This window comes from Flavobacterium aerium (assembly GCF_030766725.1).
GTDB lineage: Bacteria > Bacteroidota > Bacteroidia > Flavobacteriales > Flavobacteriaceae > Flavobacterium > Flavobacterium aerium.
The window spans coordinates 230657-256027 of sequence record NZ_JARQWR010000006.1 but is presented as its reverse complement, the minus strand read 5'-3'; the positions used below and the strand labels follow the sequence as shown (position 1 = coordinate 256027).

Annotated in this window: 21 protein-coding genes; 11 read left to right on the top strand and 10 right to left on the bottom strand. The window is 34.1% G+C overall.

Going from position 1 to position 25371, the window contains the following annotated elements:
- Positions 1-104: 104 nt before the first annotated feature.
- The 5 genes from P6733_RS10405 (at position 105) to P6733_RS10385 (ending at position 8836) form a co-directional block, all read left to right on the top strand.
- The gene (locus P6733_RS10405; RefSeq protein WP_306352803.1) at positions 105-1235 is read left to right on the top strand and encodes an efflux RND transporter periplasmic adaptor subunit; all 1131 of its coding nucleotides are present in this window, start codon (positions 105-107) and stop codon (positions 1233-1235) included.
- Positions 1236-1255: 20 nt separating this feature from the next.
- On the top strand, positions 1256-4429 hold the full coding sequence (locus tag P6733_RS10400) for an efflux RND transporter permease subunit (RefSeq protein WP_306352802.1): 3174 nt from the start codon (positions 1256-1258) through the stop codon (positions 4427-4429).
- Between the two features lie 64 nt (positions 4430-4493).
- Entirely contained in the window at positions 4494-5909 is a 1416-nt protein-coding gene (locus P6733_RS10395) for a TolC family protein (RefSeq protein WP_306352801.1), read from the top strand.
- 146 nt (positions 5910-6055) lie between these two features.
- Positions 6056-7933 (top strand): monovalent cation:proton antiporter-2 (CPA2) family protein, encoded by a 1878-nt coding sequence (locus P6733_RS10390; RefSeq protein ID WP_306352800.1) that lies wholly within the window; start codon positions 6056-6058, stop codon positions 7931-7933.
- A 66-nt stretch (positions 7934-7999) separates the two neighbouring features.
- A complete protein-coding gene (locus P6733_RS10385; protein ID WP_306352799.1) occupies positions 8000-8836 on the top strand; it encodes a Cof-type HAD-IIB family hydrolase in 837 nt (278 codons plus the stop codon).
- A gap of 96 nt (positions 8837-8932) precedes the next feature.
- Here the strand turns inward: P6733_RS10385 and P6733_RS10380 are convergent, their stop codons facing one another.
- Genes P6733_RS10380 through P6733_RS10370 form a run of 3 tightly spaced genes read right to left on the bottom strand, consistent with a single transcriptional unit; the run spans position 8933 to position 14726 of the window.
- Positions 8933-10039, bottom strand: coding sequence for an efflux RND transporter periplasmic adaptor subunit (locus P6733_RS10380; protein WP_306352798.1), 1107 nt, complete (start codon positions 10037-10039; stop codon positions 8933-8935).
- A 7-nt stretch (positions 10040-10046) separates the two neighbouring features.
- Positions 10047-13319 (bottom strand): efflux RND transporter permease subunit, encoded by a 3273-nt coding sequence (locus P6733_RS10375; protein WP_306352797.1) that lies wholly within the window; start codon positions 13317-13319, stop codon positions 10047-10049.
- Positions 13320-13331: 12 nt separating this feature from the next.
- A complete protein-coding gene (locus P6733_RS10370) occupies positions 13332-14726 on the bottom strand; it encodes a TolC family protein (RefSeq protein ID WP_306352796.1) in 1395 nt (464 codons plus the stop codon).
- A 235-nt stretch (positions 14727-14961) separates the two neighbouring features.
- On the opposite strand from P6733_RS10370, the gene P6733_RS10365 reads away from it, so the two are divergent.
- Entirely contained in the window at positions 14962-16002 is a 1041-nt protein-coding gene (locus P6733_RS10365; RefSeq protein ID WP_306352795.1) for a sensor histidine kinase, read from the top strand.
- The gene (locus tag P6733_RS10360; protein WP_306352794.1) at positions 15995-16708 is read left to right on the top strand and encodes a LytR/AlgR family response regulator transcription factor; all 714 of its coding nucleotides are present in this window, start codon (positions 15995-15997) and stop codon (positions 16706-16708) included. Before P6733_RS10365 ends, P6733_RS10360 begins: the two co-directional genes overlap by 8 nt.
- On the opposite strand, the gene P6733_RS10355 is transcribed toward P6733_RS10360, so the two are convergent.
- Positions 16701-17621 (bottom strand): NAD(P)/FAD-dependent oxidoreductase, encoded by a 921-nt coding sequence (locus P6733_RS10355; protein ID WP_306352793.1) that lies wholly within the window; start codon positions 17619-17621, stop codon positions 16701-16703. The genes P6733_RS10360 and P6733_RS10355 overlap by 8 nt on opposite strands.
- Positions 17622-17780: 159 nt before the next feature.
- Here P6733_RS10355 and P6733_RS10350 point away from each other — a divergent pair, with 159 nt between their 5' ends.
- Positions 17781-18062: a GNAT family N-acetyltransferase gene (locus P6733_RS10350; protein ID WP_306352792.1), complete on the top strand. Its 282-nt coding sequence runs from the start codon at positions 17781-17783 to the stop codon at positions 18060-18062.
- A 32-nt stretch (positions 18063-18094) separates the two neighbouring features.
- Here P6733_RS10350 and P6733_RS10345 read toward each other — a convergent pair whose 3' ends face one another.
- The 4 genes from P6733_RS10345 to P6733_RS10330 form a co-directional block, all read right to left on the bottom strand.
- Positions 18095-18649, bottom strand: coding sequence for an NADPH-dependent FMN reductase (locus P6733_RS10345; protein ID WP_306352791.1), 555 nt, complete (start codon positions 18647-18649; stop codon positions 18095-18097).
- An 88-nt stretch (positions 18650-18737) separates the two neighbouring features.
- Entirely contained in the window at positions 18738-19361 is a 624-nt protein-coding gene (locus P6733_RS10340; protein WP_306352790.1) for a helix-turn-helix transcriptional regulator, read from the bottom strand.
- 96 nt (positions 19362-19457) lie between these two features.
- Entirely contained in the window at positions 19458-20585 is a 1128-nt protein-coding gene (locus tag P6733_RS10335; protein ID WP_306352789.1) for a cysteine desulfurase family protein, read from the bottom strand.
- A gap of 128 nt (positions 20586-20713) precedes the next feature.
- Positions 20714-22489 (bottom strand): MFS transporter, encoded by a 1776-nt coding sequence (locus tag P6733_RS10330; protein ID WP_306352788.1) that lies wholly within the window; start codon positions 22487-22489, stop codon positions 20714-20716.
- 257 nt (positions 22490-22746) lie between these two features.
- Here P6733_RS10330 and P6733_RS10325 point away from each other — a divergent pair, with 257 nt between their 5' ends.
- The gene (locus P6733_RS10325) at positions 22747-23799 is read left to right on the top strand and encodes a hypothetical protein (RefSeq protein WP_306352787.1); all 1053 of its coding nucleotides are present in this window, start codon (positions 22747-22749) and stop codon (positions 23797-23799) included.
- Between the two features lie 75 nt (positions 23800-23874).
- On the opposite strand, the gene P6733_RS10320 is transcribed toward P6733_RS10325, so the two are convergent.
- Both P6733_RS10320 and P6733_RS10315 read right to left on the bottom strand, forming a co-directional pair.
- Positions 23875-24426, bottom strand: a complete 552-nt coding sequence (locus tag P6733_RS10320) for a Smr/MutS family protein (RefSeq protein WP_306352816.1) — start codon at positions 24424-24426, stop codon at positions 23875-23877.
- Positions 24416-24607, bottom strand: coding sequence for a hypothetical protein (locus P6733_RS10315; protein ID WP_306352786.1), 192 nt, complete (start codon positions 24605-24607; stop codon positions 24416-24418). Before P6733_RS10315 ends, P6733_RS10320 begins: the two co-directional genes overlap by 11 nt.
- A gap of 137 nt (positions 24608-24744) precedes the next feature.
- On the opposite strand from P6733_RS10315, the gene P6733_RS10310 reads away from it, so the two are divergent.
- On the top strand, positions 24745-24999 hold the full coding sequence (locus P6733_RS10310; RefSeq protein WP_306352785.1) for a DUF2752 domain-containing protein: 255 nt from the start codon (positions 24745-24747) through the stop codon (positions 24997-24999).
- A gap of 21 nt (positions 25000-25020) precedes the next feature.
- Positions 25021-25341, top strand: coding sequence for a CCC motif membrane protein (locus P6733_RS10305; protein WP_306352784.1), 321 nt, complete (start codon positions 25021-25023; stop codon positions 25339-25341).
- Positions 25342-25371: the final 30 nt, after the last annotated feature.

Here is a 25371-nt window from a genome sequence, read left to right as displayed (position 1 = left end):
TATAATACAAACTTAACTTTAACCTTTTATAAACATGAATACAGTACAAAATGCTGGTATTTTTTTAATCATTACTTAACACCATTAAATAATTTAACAACGATATGAGAAATATTATTTTAAGTTCAATCATTATCCTATTCATTTACGGATGTGCCGGAGATCAAGCTAAAAATGCTACACCTCCACCCCCATCATTACCAGTATTAAGTATTGGAAATGTATCTGCCACTACGACTAACGAATTTCCAGCAGCGATTCAAGGAAGAGTTGACATTGAAGTTCGTCCACAGGTAGATGGATATTTAGATAAAGTATTAGTGGATGAAGGAGCCTATGTTACAAAAGGGCAAGCTTTATTCAAAATCAATGAGTTACCCTACCGCGAATTATTAAATACTGCTTTGGGTAATTTCCATGCAGCTGAAGCGGCATTAGTTAACGCACAATTGGAAGTGGACAAATTAACTCCTTTAGTAGAGAACAAAGTAGTTTCTGATTATCAATTGAAAGCAGCAAAAGCCAATTATAGAATTGCAAAAGCTAATACAGAACAAACAAGAGCTATGGTTAATAGTGCTGAGATTAATTTAGGATATACTTTAATTAAAGCGACTGTAAACGGTTACATTGGGCGATTACCTAAAAAACAAGGTAGTTTAGTTTCCCGTACAGATGTTGAAGCATTAACTCAACTTACAGATGTACAAGAAGTATATGCTTATTTCTCTCTTGGAGAAAATGACTTCATTAACTTCAAAACAAAATACGAAGGAAATACAATTGATGAAAAAATCAAAAAATTACCTCCTGTATCATTAATCTTAGCCGATGGAACTCCATATACTCAAACTGGTAAAATCGATATGGTCGATGGACAATTTGATAAAAACACGGGAGCAATAACATTACGTGCAACTTTCCCTAATGCAAAAGGATTACTTCGTTCTGGTAATACAGGAAAAATTCAATTGGGATTACAACATGACGCTGCTATTTTGATTCCACAATCTGCTACGATAGAAATTCAAGATAAAACGTTTGTTTATGCAGTAGGTAAAGACAATAAAGTAAGCAAAATGCCTATAACGATTGGTGGTATTTCTGGAACTGACTACTTAATCACTGATGGTGTAAAAGCTGGAGATCGTATCGTATCAAAAGGATTTGAGAATTTGCAAGAAGGAACAGTTATCACTCCACAAGCGGAACAAAAAACAATAGCTAAAAACTAATTTATTTTAAGTTTAAAAATATGTTTAAAAAATTCATAGACAGACCCGTACTGGCGACTGTTATTTCCATCTTACTGGTTATTGTAGGTATTTTGGGGTTATTCAAACTCCCACTGCAACAATTCCCAGATATTGCACCTCCTGCCGTACAGGTTACAGCGCTCTATCCTGGAGCAAATGCTGAAACCGTATTGCGTTCGGTAGCTCCTTCTCTGGAAGAATCGATTAATGGTGTTGAAAACATGAGTTACATGAGTTCAACAGCCAGTAATGATGGTTCCTTAGTTATTACCGTATATTTCAAATTAGGCACTGATCCTGACCAAGCTGCGGTGAATGTTCAAAATCGTGTTGCCCAAGCAACAAGTCAACTTCCTGCAGAGGTTGTACAAGCTGGGGTTACTACAGCTAAGCAACAGAACAGTTTGATTATGGTTGTCGATTTATATACTGAAAATGAAAAGTTATATGATCAGACTTTCTTAACGAATTATGCTCAAATTAATATTATTCCTGAAATAAAAAGGATTCCAGGTGTAGGTCAAGCGAGTGTTTTTGGTGGTAGTAAAGATTACTCGATGCGTGTTTGGTTAGATCCAAGTAAAATGGCTTCTTACAACCTAACACCGAATGAGGTAATGGTCGCTATTCAGGATAAAAACTTAGAAGCGGCTCCTGGTAAATTCGGAGAAAGCAGTACTGAGTCTTTTGAATATGTTGTCAAATACAAAGGAAAATTAAATAAGCCTGCCGAATATGAAAACATTATTATTCGTGCGAATGCTGACGGTTCTATTTTACGTTTAAAAGATGTAGCGCGTATTGAGTTCGGTGCTTATACTTATGGTAGTCAAACGCGTATCAATGGAAAATCAGGATTGAATATTGGTATTGTACAATTAGCAGGATCTAACTCTAATGAGATTCAGATTGCTATTGCCAAATTGATGAAAAAAGCAGAGAAAGATTTCCCAAAAGGTGTAAAACAATTAATCCTTTATAACACTAAAGATGCTCTAGATCAATCGATTAACCAAGTTAAAACAACTTTAATAGAAGCCTTTATTCTTGTATTTATTGTAGTATTTATCTTTTTACAAGATTTTCGTTCTACGTTAATCCCCGCCATTGCAGTTCCGGTTGCAATACTAGGTACGTTCTTTTTCATGTCATTATTTGGTTTCTCAATCAACTTACTGACCTTATTCGCCTTAGTACTTGCCATTGGTATTGTCGTCGATGATGCAATTGTCGTCGTCGAGGCGGTGCATGCAAAAATGGAACATAAACATATGGACCCAAAAACGGCTACAACCTCAGCAATGAGTGAGATTACGGGAGCGATTATTTCGATTACCTTAGTGATGTCAGCGGTATTCTTGCCCGTTGGATTTATGGAAGGTTCTACAGGTGTATTCTACAGACAGTTTGCTTTTACATTAGCGATTGCAATTGTTATATCAGCAGTTAATGCCTTAACATTGAGTCCTGCATTGGCGGCTTTATTCTTAAAAGAGAATCATTCGCATAAAGGAGATCCACAGGCTAAAAAAGGTTTTAAAGAGAAATTCTTTATTGGTTTTAACTCTGGTTTTGACAAATTAACTAATAAATATGTAGGAAGTCTACGTTTCTTAATCCGTCATAAATGGGTTGGATTAACAGGATTAGCAGCCGTAATTGTTGCAACGGTATGGATGGTAAACAGAACTCCTTCTGGATTTATTCCTTCTGAGGATCAAGGTTTTATTGCTATTGCGTTGTCTATGCCTCCTGGAGCTTCATTACACCGTACTTCTGAAGTAATGCTTGAAGCAGAAAAATTATTACAACCAATGCCTTCTAATAAAATTCTGAATGTACTTTCTGGTTTTAATATTTTAACTCAATCAACGAGTCCATCTGCGGGTGTTGCTTTTGTACTTTTAAAACCAACCAAAGAAAGAGGTGATATTAAAGATATTAATGGCATCATGGATGATATTCGTGGAAAATTAGCAACTATTAAAGGAGCCAATTTCTTCGTATTCACCTTCCCTACTGTTCCTGGTTTTAGTAATGTGGATGGTTTGGATTTAGTACTACAAGATCGTAGTGGTGGAAAATTAGATAAGTTCAGTGGTGTTTCTACAAACTTCATTGGGGAATTAATGAAACGTCCAGAGATTGCTTTTGCATTCTCAACATTCAGAGCCGATTATCCACAATTGGAAATGGAAGTAGATGAAGTAAAAGCAGCACAATTGAGCGTCAATAACAAAGATATTTTGCAAACTATGCAGGCGTATTTTGGTAGTGCTCAGGCATCCGATTTCAACCGTTTTGGTAAATATTATCGTGTTATGCTTCAAGCAGACAAAACGGATCGTACGAATCCTGCAGCAATGGATGCCATTTTTGTAAAAAACAGATTGGGAGATCGTGTGCCGATTAACACTTTAGTAAAACTAAAACGTGTGTATGGTCCTGAAACGGCTTCTCGTTACAATTTGTTTAACTCTATTGGAATCAATGCCATTGCAAAACCAGGATATAGTTCTGGGGATGCTATCCGAGCTGTTGAAGAAGTAGCTGCACAGCAATTACCTTCTGGATATTCTTATGAATTTTCTGGTATGACAAAAGAAGAGATTACTTCAGGTGGTCAATCGGCTATTATTTTTGGATTGAGTTTACTCTTTATTTATTTCTTATTAGCGGCTCAATACGAGAGTTACATTCTTCCGATAGCCGTAATCTTATCTATTCCAACAGGTATATTTGGAGTATTCTTAGCCATTGGATTAACTGGAATTGAGAATAATATCTATGTACAAGTTGCCTTAGTCATGCTGATTGGATTACTCGCCAAGAATGCAATTCTGATTGTCGAATTTGCGGTACAGCGAAGACGTGCAGGTAAAACATTATTAGCCGCGTCTCTAGAAGCAGCCAAATTACGTTTACGTCCTATTATCATGACTTCATTAGCATTTGTTGTGGGATTAATCCCAATGATGCGTGCTACTGGACCATCTGCTCTAGGTAACCACTCTATTAGTATTGGTGCTGCCGGAGGTATGTTATCCGGAGTAATCCTTGGATTATTCATTATTCCTGTATTGTTCATTATTTTCCAATACTTACAAGAAAAGGTCGGAAAAAAACCAATTGCAGTGATCCACAACGAAGAGACTTTATCGGATAGACAATAATCATTCAAAAAAAATTATAGAGTTCCTCCTACATGGAGGAACTCTATAACACAAATGATACACAATGAAAAAAAATATAACTAAATACATTGTACTCTTCTTAGTTGTTACAGTTTTTAATGCTTGTAAAGTGTCAAAAGATATTGCCACTCCTCAAGCAGAATTACCAACCAACTTTAGAAATACAACCGTAAGTGATACGAGTAGTATTGCTGATATAAAATGGAAAAGTTTCTTTACTGAAACTACGCTTCAAAAATTGATTGATAGTGCTATTGTACGTAATTATGATATGCAGATTGCATTAAAAAATATTGAGGCTTCAGAATTACAGTTCAAACAAACAAAATGGGGAAATGTTCCTGAATTGAGATTGGGTGTTACAGCCAACTCAAATAGTCCTTCTGAAAATAGTTTGAATGGATTAAGTACAAGTCAGTTTCTAGGTAAAAGCCATGTGGAAGATTACAATGCAAATCTAACGCTTTCATGGGAAGCTGACATTTGGGGTAAAATCCGTAACCAGAAAAAAGGAGCTTTAGCGACTTATTTACAAACTACGGAAGCACGAAAAGTAATACAGACTAATATCGTTTCTCAAGTTTCACAAGGGTATTATAACTTATTGATGCTAGATGCTCAGTTGGCAATTGCAAAGAAAAACTTGGCTTTAAACACCAACACTTTGTTCATCATTAAATTACAATATGATGCAGGTCAGGTTACTTCATTATCCGTTCAACAAGCAGAAGCACAACAATTAGTAGCAGCTCAGTTGGTTCCTCTATTGGAACAAAATATTATTATTCAAGAAAATGCATTGAGTATTCTAGCAGGTTCATTGCCTACTGCGGTGGAACGTACTACGGATTTGGATGGAATTAAAATTCCTGAAAATTTATCTACTGGTTTACCTTCTGCCATTGTAAGTCGCAGACCTGATGTAAGAAGTCATGAATTGGCTTTAAATATTGCTAATGCAAAAGTAGGAATTACTAAGGCTTCTATGTATCCTTCTTTGAATATTACGGCTTCTGGTGGTGTGAATTCATTTGAGTCTAGTAATTGGTTTAATATTCCTGCTTCTTTATTTGGAACGGTTGCCGGCGCTGTGGCACAGCCATTATTACAACGTAAACAATTGCGTACTCAATATGAGATTGCAAAAGTGGAACGTGAAAAAACGGTATTACAATTCCGACAATCTGTACTAATTGCAGTTGGAGAAGTTTCGGATGCTTTGGCTAAAGTCGAGAAATTAAAATCTCAACTAGATTTTGCCCAAACGCGTACTACTACTTTACAGAAAGCAACCACAAATGCCGATTTGCTTTTCAAAAATGGTATGGCTAATTATCTTGAAGTTATCACAGCACAAAGTAATGTGTTGCAAAGCGAACTTGATTTGGCTTCCTTAAAAAAACAACAACTTAACGCTGTCGTAGACTTGTACCGCTCTTTAGGTGGTGGATGGCAATAACAACAGCTTATTTTAAAATTATAATTAGACTTCAATACGTAAAAACATTGGAGTCTAATTTCATTTAGAAACAAAAAACATTAATTATTATCGGTGTTTATTTTTTACTTTTATAAGACAATAACTTCACTTAATCCATAAAATCTATGAAAGAAACATTTCTTTTTCAGGCTATGATTTACTTAGCTGCTGCCGTTATTATGGTTCCAATAGCTAAAAAAATGGCATTAGGGTCGGTTTTAGGTTATTTAATTGCCGGAATATTGATTGGGCCCTTTTGTCTTGAATTTATCGGTGTAGAAGGACATGATATTATGCATTTTGCTGAATTTGGTGTAGTCATGATGTTATTTGTGATTGGACTGGAATTACAGCCTGCTCGTTTATGGAAAATACGAAAAACAATATTGGGAATGGGTGGTTTACAAGTATTAACCACAACTTTGATCATTAGTAGTATTGCTTTATTCTTTAACATCGAATGGAAGCAAGCTCTTGCGCTAGGGATGATTGTTTCAATCTCTTCTACCGCCATTGTGATGCAGTCTCTTCATGAAAAAGGACTAATGAAATCCGAAGCTGGGCAAAGTTCATTTGCTGTATTACTGTTTCAAGATATTGCCGTAATCCCAATGCTTGCAATATTCCCGTTATTAACTAATAAGGTTCAAGTGGGGCAAGCAGTTACAAGTGCTTCCAATTTTTCAATCAATGCATTTGCTCCTTGGATTCAAACTTTGATTGTATTTGCTTCCGTTACCTTAGTGGTTATCATTGGGAAATATCTTGTACGTCCTATTTTCCGAATTATGGCAAAAACAGGGATGCGAGAAATGTTTACCGCAGCAGCCCTATTGTTGATTATTGGAATAACCATATTAATGTCTGCCGTTGGTCTAAGTCCTGCTTTAGGGGCATTCTTAGCGGGTGTTGTATTAGCCAATAGTGAATACCGACATGAATTGGAAAGTGCTATTGATCCTTTCAAAGGGTTGCTATTAGGATTATTCTTTATTGCTGTAGGTGCTTCCATCGATTTCCAATTAATTTTAACCAAACCTTTATTAATACTGGGTTTAGTAGCGGGTTTAATGCTTATTAAAGCGCTCGTTTTATTTGGTATTGGTAGAATATTTAAGATTCGAAATGCCCAAAATTCTATTTTTAGTTTTGGTTTATCTCAAATAGGAGAATTTGCTTTTGTATTATTGAGTTTCTCCTCACAACAGGAAATTTTGTCGAAAGAGATAACCGATAGTTTAATTGCAGTAGTGGCTATTAGTATGGCTTTCACCCCACTGATTATGATGTTGAATGACAAATTAATCCTACCGCGATTGTGTCAGCAAAAAAAGGTAGTAACGATAGAACGAGAAAGCGATATAGAAGAAGAAGATAATCCCGTTATTATTGCTGGTTATGGTCATTTTGGAACTACAGTGGGTCGTTTTTTAAGAGCCAATAATATTGGAACTACGGTATTGGATATCGATAGTGACAATGTAGACTTTCTACGTCGCATGGGATTAAAAGTATATTATGGTGATGCCACTCGTTTTGATTTATTAGAAATTGCAGGAGCGCATAAAGCACAAATTATTGTTATTGCTATTAGTGATGAAGAAAAACGTTTATCGATGATTGAAACCGTTAAGAAACATTTTCCTCATCTCTATATTTTGGTTCGCTCCACCAATAGAAATGACGCTTATAATTTGATGAATGCCGGAATAATGCACATCTACCGAGAAACTTTTGATACGAGTTTGCGTTTGGGAATAGATGCCTTAAAAATATTGGGGCATCCTACGCAAGCAATTGCAAAATCGGCAGAAACATTTTTCATTCATGATGAGCGTACATTAAAATATCTTTCCAGTATACGGGACAATGACGAATACATCAATGCAGCGCGTAAGAATATTGAAGAATTGGAACGAATTATGCAAGCCGATAGAGAAGTTACAAATGAAAATTTATATTTGAATCCTTCAGAAGAGCAATTGAATTTAAACGTTTCATAATCTTCAAATAAGCTAAAATTGACATAATAAAATAGATTTTTAACCCAGATGCTGTAAATTTGCACCATGAATTTATCCGATATAAAACTAGTAGCCTCCGATATGGATGGTACCTTATTGAATTCCAACGGTGAATTAACCGCCGATTTCTTCCCTCTATTTGAGCGAATGAATGCACAAGGAATTACTTTTGCAGCGGCAAGCGGACGTCAATTATTTAGTCTTCTAAAACAATTTGAATCCATCAAAAATGAAATGGTTTTTGTTGCTGAAAATGGAAGTTATATTCTTTACAAAGGAGAAGAACTTTTAATGCAGTCTTTGGATCCAATTACAGTGGTTAAGTTGCTTAAAAAAACGAAACAGATTCCCGGAATTTATACTATTCTTTGCGGAAAAAAGAATGCTTATATTGAAAGTACTGATAAAGATTTTGTTCATAGCTTGAATCAACATTATAGAAAATTTGAAATATTGGAAGATCTTACTGTTCTTCCGGATGATGATTTTTTAAAAATTACAATTTGTGATTTAGAAGGTTCAGAAAAAAACAGTTATACCTATTTCAAGGAGATGGAAAACGAAATACAGGTTAAAGTTTCGGGAGACATCTGGTTGGACTTATCGCATAAATTAGCGAATAAAGGAACTGCTTTGAGGGTATTACAAGAAAAATTAGACCTTACTGCGGATCAAACCATGGTTTTTGGTGATTATCTAAATGACTTGGAAATGATGGGAGAAGCCTATTACAGTTATGCCATGGAGAATGCGCATCCTGCTATTATCGAAGCGGCTCGATTTGTCACAAAATCAAATGATGAGAATGGTGTAGTTGTAGTACTAGAAGAGATGATTGAAACCGTAGAATCTACGGCTACTTTAAGAAAAAGTGCGATATAATATTTTTATATACAAACAAAAAACGGGGCTAATGCCCCGTTTTTCTTTCCACTCCATTTTGATTGTATTCACAATCTTTGTGCGCGCTTCCCTTGCTTATTTAGTTTTTATTTTTGTTCCGTCTCGAATTTCTTCAGTTGCTAAAGTAACCAATTGGTCGTTTAAAGCAATTGGTCCATAAATCTCTACTTTATCTTCTATCGTTCTTCCCAATTGAACCATTACTCTTTTGGTTTCATTATTCTGAACTTGAATTACAAATACTCCTTCTGCCGAATTGACTACGGCTGTTCTTGGTACAACAAAGGCACTATCTTTTGCCGTTAAAGGTAATTTAACTTCTGCTACCATTCCTGGTAATAAGTTGTTATCTTTATTTAATACATCCATTTCTACACGTTCAGAGCGTAGTTTAAGATCTAATGCACCTGCCATACGTTGGATTACTGCTTTAAACACTACATTTTGAACAGATTTCACGGTGAAACTCATCTCTTGTCCTTGTGCTAAATATCCTGTATAAATTTCTGGAATAGATACCGCTAATCTTAATTTCTTCTGATCCTGAACTTTTAATAATGGAAGTACAGATCCATTGCCTGATGGTCCAACAAAAGCACCTAGATTTACATTTCTTGCGGTTACGATTCCATCAAATGGTGCTCTGATTTCAAGATAACTCTTCACATTTGTAATTTCTTTGTAATTCGCTTTGGCTGCTTCATATTGTGCTAAATCCGAATTTTTTCGAGCAATTGCCTGATCAATATCATTTTTTGCAACTGTTCCCTCTACCTTACTCGTTTCGAATAAACGGTCATAGTTACTTTTACTTGCTGTATACACCGCCTCTTGTGATTTCAAGCGGGATGCTGCCGCGGCTAATTGCGAACTAATCTCTGGGGCTTCCAAAGCAATTAACAATTGACCTTTCGTTACCTTTGATCCAATATCTACTTTTAGATCTTTTACATAGCTACTTACTTTCGCATATAAATCTACTTCCTGAAAACTAATTAGTTCCGCAGGCATACTTAGTTCTGATGATAATTTTTCTTTTTGTAATGAAAAGGTTTCAATAACAACTGGCGCATCGTCCTGAACTTTTTCTTCTTTCTTTTCTGAAGAATGACAACTACTTAAAAGAATGATTAGCAGTGTTGAAATGGTAAATGTGAATGTTTTGAATAAATTATTTTTCATTGTATAATTATAAAGATGAGATATAGTGTTTGCTTTCTTGATCTTCTGGATCTAAGGATACTGAATCGGTTGAAGTATTTCCTTGCACCCAAGCGAATATTAAAGGTAAAATAATTAATACAGTAAAGGTTGAGAATAATAAACCTCCAATAACAGCTCTTCCTAATGGTGATACTTGATCTCCTCCTTCACCGTGTCCAATAGCCATAGGTAACATTCCTGCAATCATTGCCACACTGGTCATAATAATGGGACGAATACGTAATCCTGCTGCTTCTCGCGCCGATTGTAATGCATTTCCATTGTGTTTCCGTAATTGTTCCGCATTGGTAATTAATAATACAGCATTAGCAATTGAAACCCCTACCGACATAATAATTCCCATATAGGATTGTAAATTTAAAGTTGATCCTGTAATTAATAACATTAATAATGCACCTAGTACTACTGCTGGAACTGTTGTTAAAATAACCAATGAGACTTTAAATGATTGGAAATTTGCTGCTAGCATTAGGAAAATAACCACTACAGCAACTAATAAGCCTGATTCTAGACTTCCCATCGTTTCTTTGAGTACTTTACTTAACCCAATTGGTTCTACAAATAAACCACGTGGTAATTCGCCTAGTGATGCAATACTTTTGCTCACATCATTGGACGCTTTTCCTAAGTCGGTTTGATGAATATTTGCCGTTACGGTTAGATATGGTAAAGCCCCCAGATTATCATTTTCTCCATGTGTTGTAGAAGGTGTAACCGTAGCCACATCTCCTAATACTGGACGGATTGTATTTCTCAATAATGGAACGCTTTCAATATCACTTTTACTATTCATCTGGTTCAAAGGCACTTGAACTTGTACACTGTAAGAGTATCCAATTTTTTCATCAATCCAAGTGTTTTTCTCTGTATATCTTGAGGAGGAAGTGGATGCAATTAGTGAGCGAGAAATATCATTCATGTCTACCCCCAACTGGGCTGCTTTTACACGATCAATGTTAATATTCATGGATGGATATTTTATTGATTGCCCAATTTGAACATCACGCATGTAATCAATCTTATTTAACTTCTCTACCAGTTTATTTGCATAAACTTCATTTTGTATTTTATTCTTACCAACAATTCTTATTTCAATTGGTGTTGGTGAACCTTGACTCAACACTTTATCAGCCAATTCTATAGGTTCAAAAGAAAGCTTTACTTCGGGCATTGCTTTTTTCACACGGGCTCTCAATTGATCTTTAAACTCATCCATATCGGCTTCATACTCTTTCAAACTGATTTGAAAAACAGCTTCATGTGGTCCTGCCGTAAATAAATAAATTGGACTAATCGAATATAAAGAAGGGTGTTGTCCCACATATACCGAAGAAATACCAATATGCTCCTTCCCGACCATATTCTCAAGTTCTTTCAATACTTTGATTGCTTTTACTTCTGTTCGCTCAATACGTGTTCCATCAGGAGCTCTCATTCGCAATTGAAACTGACTGGAGTTCACCTTAGGGAATACATCTTGTCCGATTGTATTCAATAGTAAAACAGCTAATCCTGTGATGATTACTAAATAAGCAATCGTAACTCCTTTGCGGTGAATAAAAAGACGGTCTAATAGTTTCATAAAACGATTTCTGAATCGTTCGAATCGACTGATTTTTCCATCATTATTAAAGTCTTCTCTTTCTACTAAAATCTTCTTTTGGACAAAAGCATCTTCCGCTGATTCCGGTGTTAAGCCTGAAGCAATAAATACCGCTTCGTCTGTCGTGATTTCTTTTTTATGTTTAATGTGTTTATCCTCATGTCCTTTCATTAACCAGTTAGCCATAACAGGTACAAAGGTTTGTGATAATAAAAATGAAATAATCATTGAAAAACCAATAGCTAAAGCCAAAGGCAAAAACAAAGATCCTGGTATCCCTGTCATTGTAAAGGCAGGAGCAAACACGGCCAAAATACAGAATAGGATCAATAATTTTGGTAATGCAATCTCTTTACATGCATCCCATATAGCAAGTGCCTTGGGTTTACCCATATCAAGATGCTGGTGTATATTTTCAATGGTCACCGTACTCTCATCGACCAGAATACCAATCGCTAAGGCTAGTCCGCTCAACGACATTAAATTGATGGTTTGCCCAAATAATTTCAAAAATAATACTCCTGAAATAATTGATATCGGAATAGTCAAGATTACAATTAATGCAGCTCTTTTATCGCCTAAGAATAATAATACCATAAGCCCTGTTAATACTGCTCCTATGATTCCCTCAGTAATCAAACTTTTTACAGCATTGATAACATAGACAGATTGGTCAAATTCATAGGATAATTTTACATCTTCGGGTAATGTACTTTGTATTTTAGGAAGTTCAGCTTTTAATTTTTTTACAATCTCCCAAGTGGATGCATCAGCAGCTTTCGCAATACTCACGTAAACAGATCGTTTTCCATTTACTAAGGCATAACCTGCTGTAACATCTCCTCCATCTTTTACAACGGCAACATCTTTTAAATATAAGTTTTGGACTGCTCCTTTGAACAATGGAATGTTTTCAAAATCTTTAACTGCTTTAATTGTATTGTTTGTTGGCGTAATATAATTCTGATCTCCAATTCTGACATTTCCAGATGGTGCAGTAAGGTTATTCAATTTTATTGCCTCAACAACCTGATCTGCAGTAAGATTATGTGAACGTAATAAATCTGGATTTACATTAATCTCTATGGTTCTTGGGCTTCCTCCAAATGGTGCTGGCGAAAGTAATCCCGGAATAGATGTAAAAGAGGAACGGACATAAATATCTGCTAGATTTTGTAATTCATTATTCGAACGTATTGGACTACTCAAAACCAACTGTCCAATTGGTAGTGAAGAGGCATCAAATCGGATAACAAAAGGAGGTTGCGTTCCGGGTGGAAAAGCCGCTTGAATCCTATTAGACAATGCACTAATTTCTGCTGCTGCCTGTGCCATGTTCGTTCCTTCATAATATGAAACTTTCATAATCATCAGACCTTGTATGTTTTTGGTTTCAATCGATTTTACTCCATTGGCAAATAATAAGATATTTGTATAACTTTTGGCAAAATAAGACTCCATTTGATCGGGTGTATATCCACCAAAAGGATGAGCAATATAAATTACGGGTAAATTCATCTTCGGAAGAATATCTACTTTTACATCGCGAATGGCACCTACTCCAAAAAAGAATAGCCCAGCCACTAAAACTAATATTGATATTGGCTTACGAAGAGCGAAACGTATTAAATTCATTAGTCAAAAAAATTAAAATTCATTAATAAATAAGTTGAAATCACCCGTTGCAGCTGCTTTTAATAAAAGGGACTGCCATACATTATTATTGACAATATCTCGGTCAATTTCTGCTCGATTTAAAGTGTATAATGTTTGTGTAATATCGACCATCGTTGCAAGTCCATTTTTATACATGGCGTTCTTTTGCCTATAGGCTTGTGACGCAGCATTTACTTGTATGGGTGCTTCATTATAATTGTCCATCGCAAATTGTATTTTAGCATTTGCTACATCCAATTGTGCTTTTAATTCCTGATTCACCACTTCATATTCTTGTTGTAATCCTTCTGAAACTAACTTTTGTGCATGAACTTGTTTACTAACTCTGAATGGAGCAGTCAGATTCCAAACAACTCCTACTCCAACCAAATAGTTGCTTCGGCTTGGGTCTATTCCATCAAAATAATTTCGGGTATAAGCATGTTGATCCACCGCATACTGAGAATCAAATCCTGAGGCTCTCGTTTGAAAAACGCCAAATAAATTGAACGTTGGGTAATAATTTCTTTTGAATAATTTTACTTGCTGGTTGCTATAATCCACTCTATTTTTATAAAATTCTAATACTGGGTGATTTGCTGTAGCCGATGATTCGAGTGTCAATACAGAAGCAGGAATTCGATAGACTAATGTTGTATCCAAAACAAAATCTTGAACTGTGGTTCCCATTAAGAAACTTAATTTATTATTCTGTTCTTTGACTGCTTCTTTAGCTTGATTCAATAAGATCTTCGCTTTGGAAACTTCGGCAGTTGCTAAAACAGAGTCTACTCCTGCTAACAGTCCATTTTTAACCCGTTGGGTTGCAATATTTTTAAAAACTTCTGCCCGATCTAAATTTTTACGTTGCGATAATAATAATCGTTGGGTTGCCAATAAATTTAAATAGGCTGCTGAAACTTTAATTTTATGCTGAAATTTTTCTTGTTCTAAGTCACTTTTATTTTGCTCTGCTGCAACTTTTGAAAGATTAATCTTTTCTTGGATTCTTCCAAAAGTAAAAAAGTCCCAATTGACATTGGCTAAGTATAAAGCTCCAAAAGCAGCATTCCAATTTTGTTCGGGTAACGGAAGTCCTGATGATGCAACTCCTAATCCGCCCAAACCATACAATGGTCCATTTTGACCATTAATTGTTCCATAGGTTTGTTGTGCTGAAATGTTTAAATTCGGTAAATATTCTCTTTTTGCTTGTTTTACTGTTTCTTGTGCGGCATCAACATAATAATTTTTTGCCTTAATCGTTCCATAATTTTCAAGTGAGGTATTTACAGCTTCTTTTAATGTTAGTATTTGTTTTTGTGCAAAAGTGCCAAATGACACTAGAAGTATTAAAAGTATAGTGCTATTTTTTTTTGAATTCATTGCCGAGATGATTGTGAATTATTCTCACAAAATTATTTCTTTAACGGGCTATTTTTGCCATATAAATGATGAATACGAATCGTAAATGACGAATTGAATACATCATTTATATCCTTGAAGTATGTAAAAAAAGAATGATCTTTGTAGTAATTGACTTAAATTTTATAGTCTGATATTGAACTAATTGTTCATCATACTAAAATCATAATGACTCCCTTATAAGAATTCCCCCGAGATGAAAATTCGATATAAATATATTTTGGAAAACAAATGGTGGCATGAATTAATCATCTTACTGTTCTCATTCATCCTTTTCACTTTAAATGATTGGATATTTATGATTTCAGCCGATGGACTTGGAAAAGCTTTTTGCTATTTCTTACTGCTTTATGCTCATGCGCAGCTGAATCGTTTCTTTATTTTACCAATTCTATTAAAAGCACATCGCCCATTTCTTTATTTACTTTCTAGTACTGTCTTGGTACTTCTTTTCTCTATTGTACTCTATGAGATAACAAACCAATGGCTTTATAAAGATTGTTTTTTATACAAGTCCGTGAAACAAAATAGTTATCTTTTTCAGCTTACTGTGCTTATAGCAACACTAATCTGTATTATGTGTCCGATTCTCTTGCTTAAATTTTACAGAGAAGAAAAAAAGAAAACGGTTGAATCTCTTCTTAATAAAGAAATTCAATTGAAAGCATTGAGAAATCAACTGAATCCTCATTTTCTATTTAATACATTCAATACGCTTTATGGAATTAGCCTACAAGATCCTAAACGTACTCCTGATTTAATTATGCAAGTATCTCAATTGATGCGTTATCAATTGGAAACCAATACAAAAAGATGTGTGACTATGGATGATGAACTTATCTTTATTAATAGTTACATCAACTTAGAAAAAGAGCGTTTGGGCTACCGTTGCGAAATCAAATATAATTTTAATATTGAGAATCCCGCAATCTATAAAATTTCTCCAATGTTGCTAATCACTTTCATTGAAAATGCTTTTAAACATGGAACCTGTGCTATTGAATCTTGCTTCGTTCATATTTCTGCTCATATTGAAGAGGACCGTTTATTTTTTAAGGTGGTGAACTCTATTCCTAAAAAGAAAACGAATATTGTTTCAACCAAGATTGGAATAAAGAATGTAATGGAACGTCTTAATATTATTTATGCGAATAATTATAATTTAGATATTCAGAAAAAAGATAATATTTATACCGTAAATTTAGATTTGCAATTGAAAAGGGTTTCAGATGAATAAAATTATAAAATGTATTATAGTTGATGATGAACCTGCAGCACATTATGTGTTAACGAATTACATCAAAACGCAGTTCCCTCAACTGGAACTTGTTGCGCAATGTTATAACGGTATTGAGGCATTAAACTACCTTAGAGAGAATACTGTTGATTTAATGTTTTTGGATATTGATATGCCTGAAATCACTGGCTTAGAATTGCTAAAGATGTTGACAAAACCACCTAAAACAATTCTTACTACTGCATATTCTGAATTTGCATTGGAAAGTTATGAATATGGTGTAATTGATTACTTGTTGAAGCCCATTTATTTTCCCCGTTTTTTAAAAGCAATCGACCGTCTTATTACTTCTGTATCAGCACAGGATGTAACAAAAGATCTACCGGGGAAAACAATTAGTATTAAAGTGGATGGCGCCCAAATCGAGATTGAGCTTGACAAAATACTTTATGCCCAGAGTTTTGGAAATTATGTCAAATTGCATACGGTAAAAAGAAATTATCTCGCTTCTATTACTACGAATGAATTGGAAAAAATGCTTCCAAAATCAATATTCATGCGCGTACACAAATCTTATATTATTGCCTTGGATCATATTAAATGTTTTAAGAAAGAGATTATTAAAATTAATGATACCATTATCCCGATTGGAATTACCTACAAACGAGAATTATTTAATATTCTGAATAGTAAAGTTCCTAATTAATTACAGTAAATCGCTCCTCGATTAGTTCTTTATTTAGCATTGCTCCTGCCAAATTTCCGGATGCAACAGCTCCAGGCACACTTCTTAATAGTGTTGTACAATCTCCTATAGCATATACTCCTGGAACAGATGTTCGTTTAAAATCATCTACCTGAATTAATCCTTGTTCAGTAATAGCACAGCCTAGTATTTCTGGAATAATACATTTTTGTTTGTACTCTGCTTTGGTATATAATGCTTTTATATTTTTGGAAGTTTGATCTACAAATTCAACGCGTTCTATATGACCATTGTTCTGTTTTATTGCTTTTATTTCTTTAGTATTGACCAAAATCCCATTCTTATCTAATATCGCAAACTGCTCATCGCTTATTCCTTTTTTTCCATTGGTAAATAAGGTTAGTTTAGTGGTCCAATTGCTAATCATTTTAGTAAATTCGAAAGCAATATCACCTTGTGCTAATACTCCTGTTTCTTCATTTCTCACCTCATATCCATGACAATATGGACAATGTAATATTGAGATTCCCCAGCTTTCCGCAAAACCATCAATAGGAGGCATTATATCTTTAACTCCTGTCGCAAATATAATTTTCTTGGCGGTATACACTTCTTCAAAAGCTGTTTTCACCTTAAAATGATTTTCAAATTTATGCACTTCCAAAACGGTATCAATTTTGAATTTTACTGTTGAATAGTTCTTCAACTCTGCCCTAGCTACTTCTGCTATTGCTGCGGGTGCCTTACCGTCATTCGTAATAAAATTATGTGAATGTGGCGTTTGTTTATTACAAGGGTCTTGATTATCAATAATTAATACGTTACGTAAGGCTCTACCCAAAGCCATTGCTGCGGAAAGTCCTGCATAACTTCCACCTATAATTATTGCGTCTAAAGGATTGTTATTTTTCATTGTGTAAAAATATAAAAATTTCAATTAATTGCAATATTGTTGCGTTTAATTTATTTCTATTTTGATACTTTTTTCTTATCTTGTACGCTGAAATTTTAGTTGAAACTAAAACAATCAAGCTATAAAAGAATAGAATCAATCAATAAAAAATTAATGACTATGGAAATTCAACATGAAGATAACGGCAAAAAAGGTATGTTTTTCGTTAAAGATGAAGCAGGCAAAATTATTGCTGAAATGAGTTATGTTTGGGCTGGAGATGCAAGCATCATCATTGATCATACTGAAGTAGATCCTGTATTGAAAGGAAAAGGAATTGGAAAACAATTGGTCAGTAAATCTGTAGATTTAGCAAGAGAGAAAAAAGTTAAAATTATTCCTTTATGTCCATTTGCCAAAAGTGTATTTGAAAAAGTAGAAACTTTTCAAGACGTATTATAATAAAAAAGCGGGATAATATCCCGCTTTTTTATTTATTTCAATTCCTGTCTTGGCGTTGTTAATAGGTGTACCATTCGGTTTAATCTATTTTTACTCATTTCAGAAAAATGCCCGTGTTCTATATCTTTAAACAAATCTGACTTAATAATTGGCACACTATATGGGTGTACCCATGCGCGTAATGATTTAGCTACGCTTTCCATTCCATTGATTCCGTTTAGTGCATAACCTCCATCTGCCCAACAGATCAAACCAATCAATTTATCGGTTAAATACGGATTCGTATTCTTACTGGTTATTTCTAACCAATCCAGACAATTTTTCATAATTCCAGGCATTCCTCCGTGATACAAAGGGGCAAGCCAAATATGAACATCTGCTTTTAAAAATGCATCACACATAGACTGAACTTCTGTAGGTATTTCTGGATTTGTAAAATCTAGAAATGGTATTGCTGTTGTTCCTACATTGAACTGAACAACTTCATGACCTAGTGCACGAAATTGTTCTTCTAAATAATCTGAAAGCTTGAAGGCTGCTGTATGTGGACGGATATCAATTGAACCGTTAAATAATAGTATATTCATAATATATTGAGTGTCATTAAAATTCCATTTTACGCAAAATTAAATGCTTTTATGAATAAATAAAGATTTAATTTGCTTTACGTTTAAATTATCCTACTGTCGTAATTTGATAAGCGCATCGTCGTGCTCCTAAAACAATATGGTCTATCCTTTTTACTTCGACTTCATTTCCTAAAACTTTCTGAAAAGTATTAATTTCTGTACGGCAAAATCCTTGACAAACTGTTGCTGCAACACATATAGGACAATGGTTTTCAATTAATAAATAGTTATTTTCCTCTTTTTTCCATTCGGCCATATAACCCTCTTCATTACGTATGGCAACTAAACAGTTTAATTTCCCTTCTATAGTACTCTCTGCTTGATTGATTCGTTCAAAATAACGCAAATCAATCTCCTTGGCTCTGGCGTCAATAATGTCATCTAATGCATTATTACCCAATACTTTTTGGATTGTTTCTATTAATTGAACTGTGAGTTCAGCATGGGTATCGGGGAAGTGTTGATTACTTTTTTCTAATAAACTATAGTATTGTTGTGGACGGCCTACTCCTTGTGTAATTGAGGTACTACTAACCAAATCTTGTTGTCCTAGTTTATTAAGCTGTTGACGCACTGCTTCTCCTGTAATGTTGAATTCAGTCGCAATCTCCTTTGCAGTTAAAGGGCCTTTCTTTTTTAAGAGTATTAAAAATCGATCAGTCGTCATCATAATATTCCAAGCAATTGCTTGTTTTATTATTCAAAAATAAGACTTTTTAATGAATTAACGTTATTGGATATTATTTTTTGTACTCTATAATTTGAACTAAACAGTTTTAAGGGCTTCAATCAATAAATCAATATCTTCTTTGGTATTGTAATGACTGAATGATATTCGCAGGGAAGGTCTTTTCGTATCATACTCAGAAAGGATTTCTTTTAGTACATGAGAGGGTTTACTACTTCCCGATTGGCACGCACTGCCTCTGGAAACGGCAATTCCCTTCATATCCAAATGAAATAAAATCATCGCAGTTTTCTCTTCTGAAAAAGGCAATAGTATGTTTGCTATAGTGTAGAAACTATTCGAACTATTACCATTAATTTTAAATTCAGGGAAGTTTATTTTTAATTGATCTAACAAGTAATTTTTTAAATCAAGGATATATTCTTTTTCTTCTAATAAATGAGCATACGAAGTCTCTAGCGCCGTTGCAAGGCCTACAATATTGTGAACTGATTCTGTTCCTGCACGTAATCCTTTTTCTTGTTCTCCACCATGAATCATAGGACGTACAAATATATTTTTCTTAATGTATGCAAAACCAATTCCTTTTGGTCCATGGAATTTATGCGCACTTGCGACTAAGAAATCTATAGAAAGCTGTTGTAAATCAAATGGTAATTTTCCAATTGACTGTACTGTATCGGAATGAAAATAAGCATTATGTTGTTTTATAATTCTTCCTACACGTTCTAAATCTAATATATTACCGGTTTCATTATTCACATGCATCAAACTAACCAATGTTGGTATATTGGCAGACAATAATTCTACCAAATGATTTATATCAATATCACCATTTGGCAATAGTTTGACATAATCAACCTGAACTTTATATTGTTTTTCTAGATTTTCTGTCGTATGTAGAACTGCATGATGTTCTATCTTACTTGTAATAATACGTTCTACTTTTAAATCTCTTACAGCACTTTCTAGAATCCAGTTATTGGCCTCTGTACCTCCAGAAGTAAAAATAATCTCTTGTGGTGTAGCATTGATTGCTTTCGCAACTGTTTTTCGTGCCGTTTCAATCAATCCTTTAGCGCTCCTTCCAAAACTGTGGATAGAAGAAGGATTCCCATATTCATTCTGAAGGGCATTAGTGATTGCTACTATTACTTCTGCTCGAACAGCAGAAGTGGAAGCGTTATCTAAATATACTTTTTTCATTGGTGCAAAGTTACACATTTCCTTTTGAGATTGCTTATTTTTTGTTTTTGAAGTCCTTCGTCAAAAAATACAATAAAAGCATAAAAAAAGCCCATCAACTTTTAAATGATGGGCTTTTTTTATTAAGGTTAATGGCTCGATTCCATTCCAACAGCGTCTATGTCTATATTTTGTTTCTTCAAAATCTTTTTCACATACACCGCAAAGAATACTAAATAGGCAAAACAAGCAATAGGAATTATATAAGAATTATGGATTCCAATGATGTCTGATAATTTCCCTTGGATTGGTGGAATAATTCCTCCTCCAAGTATCATCATAACTAAAAAGGCGGATCCTTGTGCGGTATGTTTTCCTAATCCAATAATAGATAATGTAAAAATTGCTGGCCACATAATACTACAAGCCAATCCACCTGCCAAGAAAGCATAAATCGCTACTGTTCCTTCAGAGAAAATTCCGATTAACATTGCAATTACTCCCAAAGTAGCAAAAATGGTTAAGGTTCTTGCTGGCTTATCTTTACTGATAAAGAAAGCTATGATTTGAATAAAAATGCATACTATATAATAATATAGCGGAGTCATATCTTTTTTAGCCAATGTATTTACTCCAATAATAATAGAAAAGGCAATCAATGGAACAATGATTAATGCAATTGTTTTTGCATTATTTTTTAAATTGAAAGCACTGATGGCTCCTGCCCATCTTCCGATCATTAAACTTCCCCAATACATGGAAATATAAGGGGCAATCTGGGAAGATTGGTGTGACCCAAATTCTTTTAATTTTAATAGTTCCCCCAGGTTACTACCTATTGCTACTTCTACTCCAACGTAAGTGAAAATCCCTAACATTCCCAAAACCAATTGTGGATACTTCATTGCCCCCCAACCTTTTTCGTTTCTAATCGCACTTTTATTTGCATACAATAAACCTCCAACAACTACTGCTAAAGCGCCGAAAAGCCAATACATTCTTTGTTTTTCCAAAGGGTGCTTTAGGACTAAAACTTCGGCTTCTTTGGCTGCCATTTGTTCTTTAATCTTCGTTACATATCCCGGAACCGCATCTGCAGTAAGGGACAAACTTGATTCTAAGCCTTCTATTTCTTTTTTTAAGGATTCAATCTTTATCGCTGATTCACTTTTATAACTATTAAAAACAGGTACAAACATTATGGCTAATAAAACGGTCATTACCACAAGGGTATTCAATGCTTTATTTGCTTTTTCTGTTGGCTCATGCGAAACACCTACCGGAACTTTTTTTGAGAAAAAAAACAATCCTGCTGCTGCAATAAATAATAGCCCTACAAAGACATATAATAGTATTACTTTGTCTAAACTAAGGTGTTTGATTTGTTCGTCTGTGATGGCTGCCGCACTACCAAATAAAGCTAATCCAACAATGATGGGACCAATAGTAGTTCCGAATGAATTAATTCCACCCGCTAAATTTTGTCTACTTGTTCCTGTTTTGGGATCTCCCAGTAATACTGCAAATGGGTTTGCTGCTGTTTGTTGCAACGAAAACCCTAGAGCCACAATAAACAATCCTACCAACATACCTACATATAGATTTGATTGTACCGCAATAATCATTGCTGCGGCTCCTAAAGCCGAAAAAAGCAATCCATAAACAATACTTTTCTTAAATCCCCATTGTCCTACAATATCTTTGCCTCGCATCGCGCCAAAAGCAAATAGCAATAAGGCACCCACATAATATGCTGTATAAAAAGCAAAATCAATTAATTGGGATTGGAATTGATCCAAACTGAAATAATTTTTACAAAAAGGAATAAAAACGCTATTACCAGCAGCAATAAATCCCCAGAAGAAAAACACTGTTATTAGTGTATAAAGTGCTGGATAATTTGTTTTTGTTGTGTGTGTGTTCATAGAAGTTTATGGGTTAACTAATGATATTCAGTTCGGAAGATAATGAATTTTAGAATTATTTAACAAATTGATATTTATTTTTTAATGGGCACGAAAGTATAAAAATTAATTTTACCCATCAATAGCATTTATTTATCAGTTCATTATCCTATTTACAAAGCAATAATTGCTATTATCCAACCATTATTTTACCTGATTTATAACTTAAGGCTTTTGTTAACAATTAAAAATCTTATTTTTGTTTAAAATTTTAAAACATGAAACAATTTCTTGGCTTAATGCTTTGTTTGCTATTTTTAAATGGGTGTGATGATGGTAATATGACATTCACAGCATTAAACTTCCCTACGAATAATATTCAAAAGTGTGATGCTTCTAACCCTGATTTATTATTTAAAATCAATGGTAGTGAGGCCTTGATGTTAAATTTCCCAGTGCGAAACTTTCCATATCAGGCAACAACTCCTGGAGCTCCATTAGAATATACTATAGGAAATAATGGTATTACGTTAACCTATCGTTTGTACAATAGTACTTTAACAGCAAGTAACCTTTGTTCGCCTACTACAGCGGGATCTCCGAATGTAACTGAACAATGGACAGCTGCTGCTGGTGGTAAAGTTTATGTTTCTACAACGGTTAATCCTTATATACCGACAACACCACCTGATTTAACGCTTATTAATCCACAACCTGCTTCTTATACTCAGCATATTGTATTAAAAAACGTTACACTAACAAAGGGAGATGAAACAATGATATTACCCGAATATATACTAGGTGATTATATTATTACTAATCCATTTCAATTTAGATTTCGTCCTACTATATCCGTTCAAAAATGCACTACAAATAATTCCATCTATAGTAATGTCCTTAATGAAGCTGTAGTATTACAATTACCAGCGGCAGCAGAGGCTACCTTATTTGCAAATCAAGAAACTGCTACTGGAACTTCTAGACAACTATTAATCAGCGATGCTACTATTGTTCGCTACCGTTTATTTGATGCTAATATTACAAATAATTATTTCTGTTCAACTTTACCACCTTCTAGCCCAATATTAATTCAGGAATTAACCCCTGTAAATGGAACTATTGTTGGTGGAGTTAATACTACAGGTATTATTAATGTTACAACAGTAAAAGTCGTAAATCCTTCTAACGGCGTTATAACCTACGAGCATACCGTTACGCTTCAAGAAGTAACTTTTGTTAGTACAGGTCCTAATATTAATAATATAATATCAAGATACTTTGCCTCATTACCTTTAGGAGTATATACTGTAACGCCACCAGTAACTCCATAAAGAAAATTTATGCTACAAAAAAAGCGCTAAATAATTTAGCGCTTTTTTTGTTTTATATAGTCTTATTTTTAAGGTCTATCTTACATTTTGCTTGATATATACTTCCGTCGCTCCCAATCCATACTTCTGATAGTTTGCATCTTGGAAGCTAATGTTTTCATATCTTCCTAATAAAAAATCTAATTCTGCTTTCAAAACCCCTTCACCTATACCGTGAATGAAAACAACTTTTGGCATTCTGTTTTTTATTGCAAATTCCAGTTGTCTTTTTGCTGTTTCAGCTTGAAGCGTTAGAATATCATAATTTGACATTCCTCTTTTACTCGGTACGAGTTTCTCAATATGTAAATCAACTTCCAGTACAAATTCTTCTTTCTTTGATTTTTTCTCTTTGACAAAGCTTCTACGCTTTGGCAATTCTTTTTCTTGGGCTACATCAAATAAATTTGCCCTAGCCACACTGTATTTCAAATCACTTGTATCTTGAATCTTAATGAGTTCTTTTTCCGTAAAAGTAAGTTCAAAGCCATCTTCGGTCTCAATGGTAACAGCATTGTTCTTTACAGAAAGTACTACTCCATTAATATCATCATCTAATACAGTTACTTTATCTCCTTTATTCAACATGGTCTTCTGAGTTTTCATCATTCTTACTTGGCGTTGCTGCACTTAAGCGCATCATCCCATACATAAAAAACACCAGTGCACCAATCATAATCCATAAATTTGATTGTTCTTGGCTCTTTTCATAAAGGGCAATAATTCCTGCCACAACCATTAATGGAATTATAATTTTTTTATTTTTCATCTGAGTTAAATTGAATTCCAAAAATAGGAAACTTTAAAATAATAAATGGAATCTTTAGTATATCTTTCTTTTTTTTGTATAATTGTATGGTAAATCTATTTAATTACAGCATTATGGAGGAATATATGATTCCCTGCATGAATAAAAAATTGTTTGGTGTAGAATGCTTAGGTTGTGGTACTCAACGTGCTATAGCATTAATTCTAAAAGGTGAATTTTCTGCAGCCTTTCATATGTATCCTGCGATATATACTATGATTCTTTTCTTTGGTTTTTTATTTCTAAATTTTTTCGATAAATCCAGAGATTACCACAAAATCATTATTGGACTCGGTATTTTAAATGCCATTATTATGGTCACCTCTTATTTTTATAAAGTATTCAATCATTAACCAATAAAATCATTAAATCGTATGGAAAAACAAAAATTACCTAACAGTACTACTGTAATTATCACAGGTGTCTTATCTATTTTAACTTGTTGTTGTTATGGTATAGTTGGAATTATTTTGGGTGTTGTTACTGTTATCTTAGCTAACAAAGACACAAAATTATACCAAGAAAACCCTGATCTTTATACAGGAGAAAAAAATCTTAAAACAGGAAAAATACTAGGGATAATAGGTATTGTCTTAGGGGTTATCTATTTGATTTATACTATTTATCTGTATGCCGTAGTAGGTTCAGATGGTATCATGCAAATGCAACAAGATCTATTAAAGAAATATCAATAATCGATTAATCTATATAAAAAAAGTCGCTTT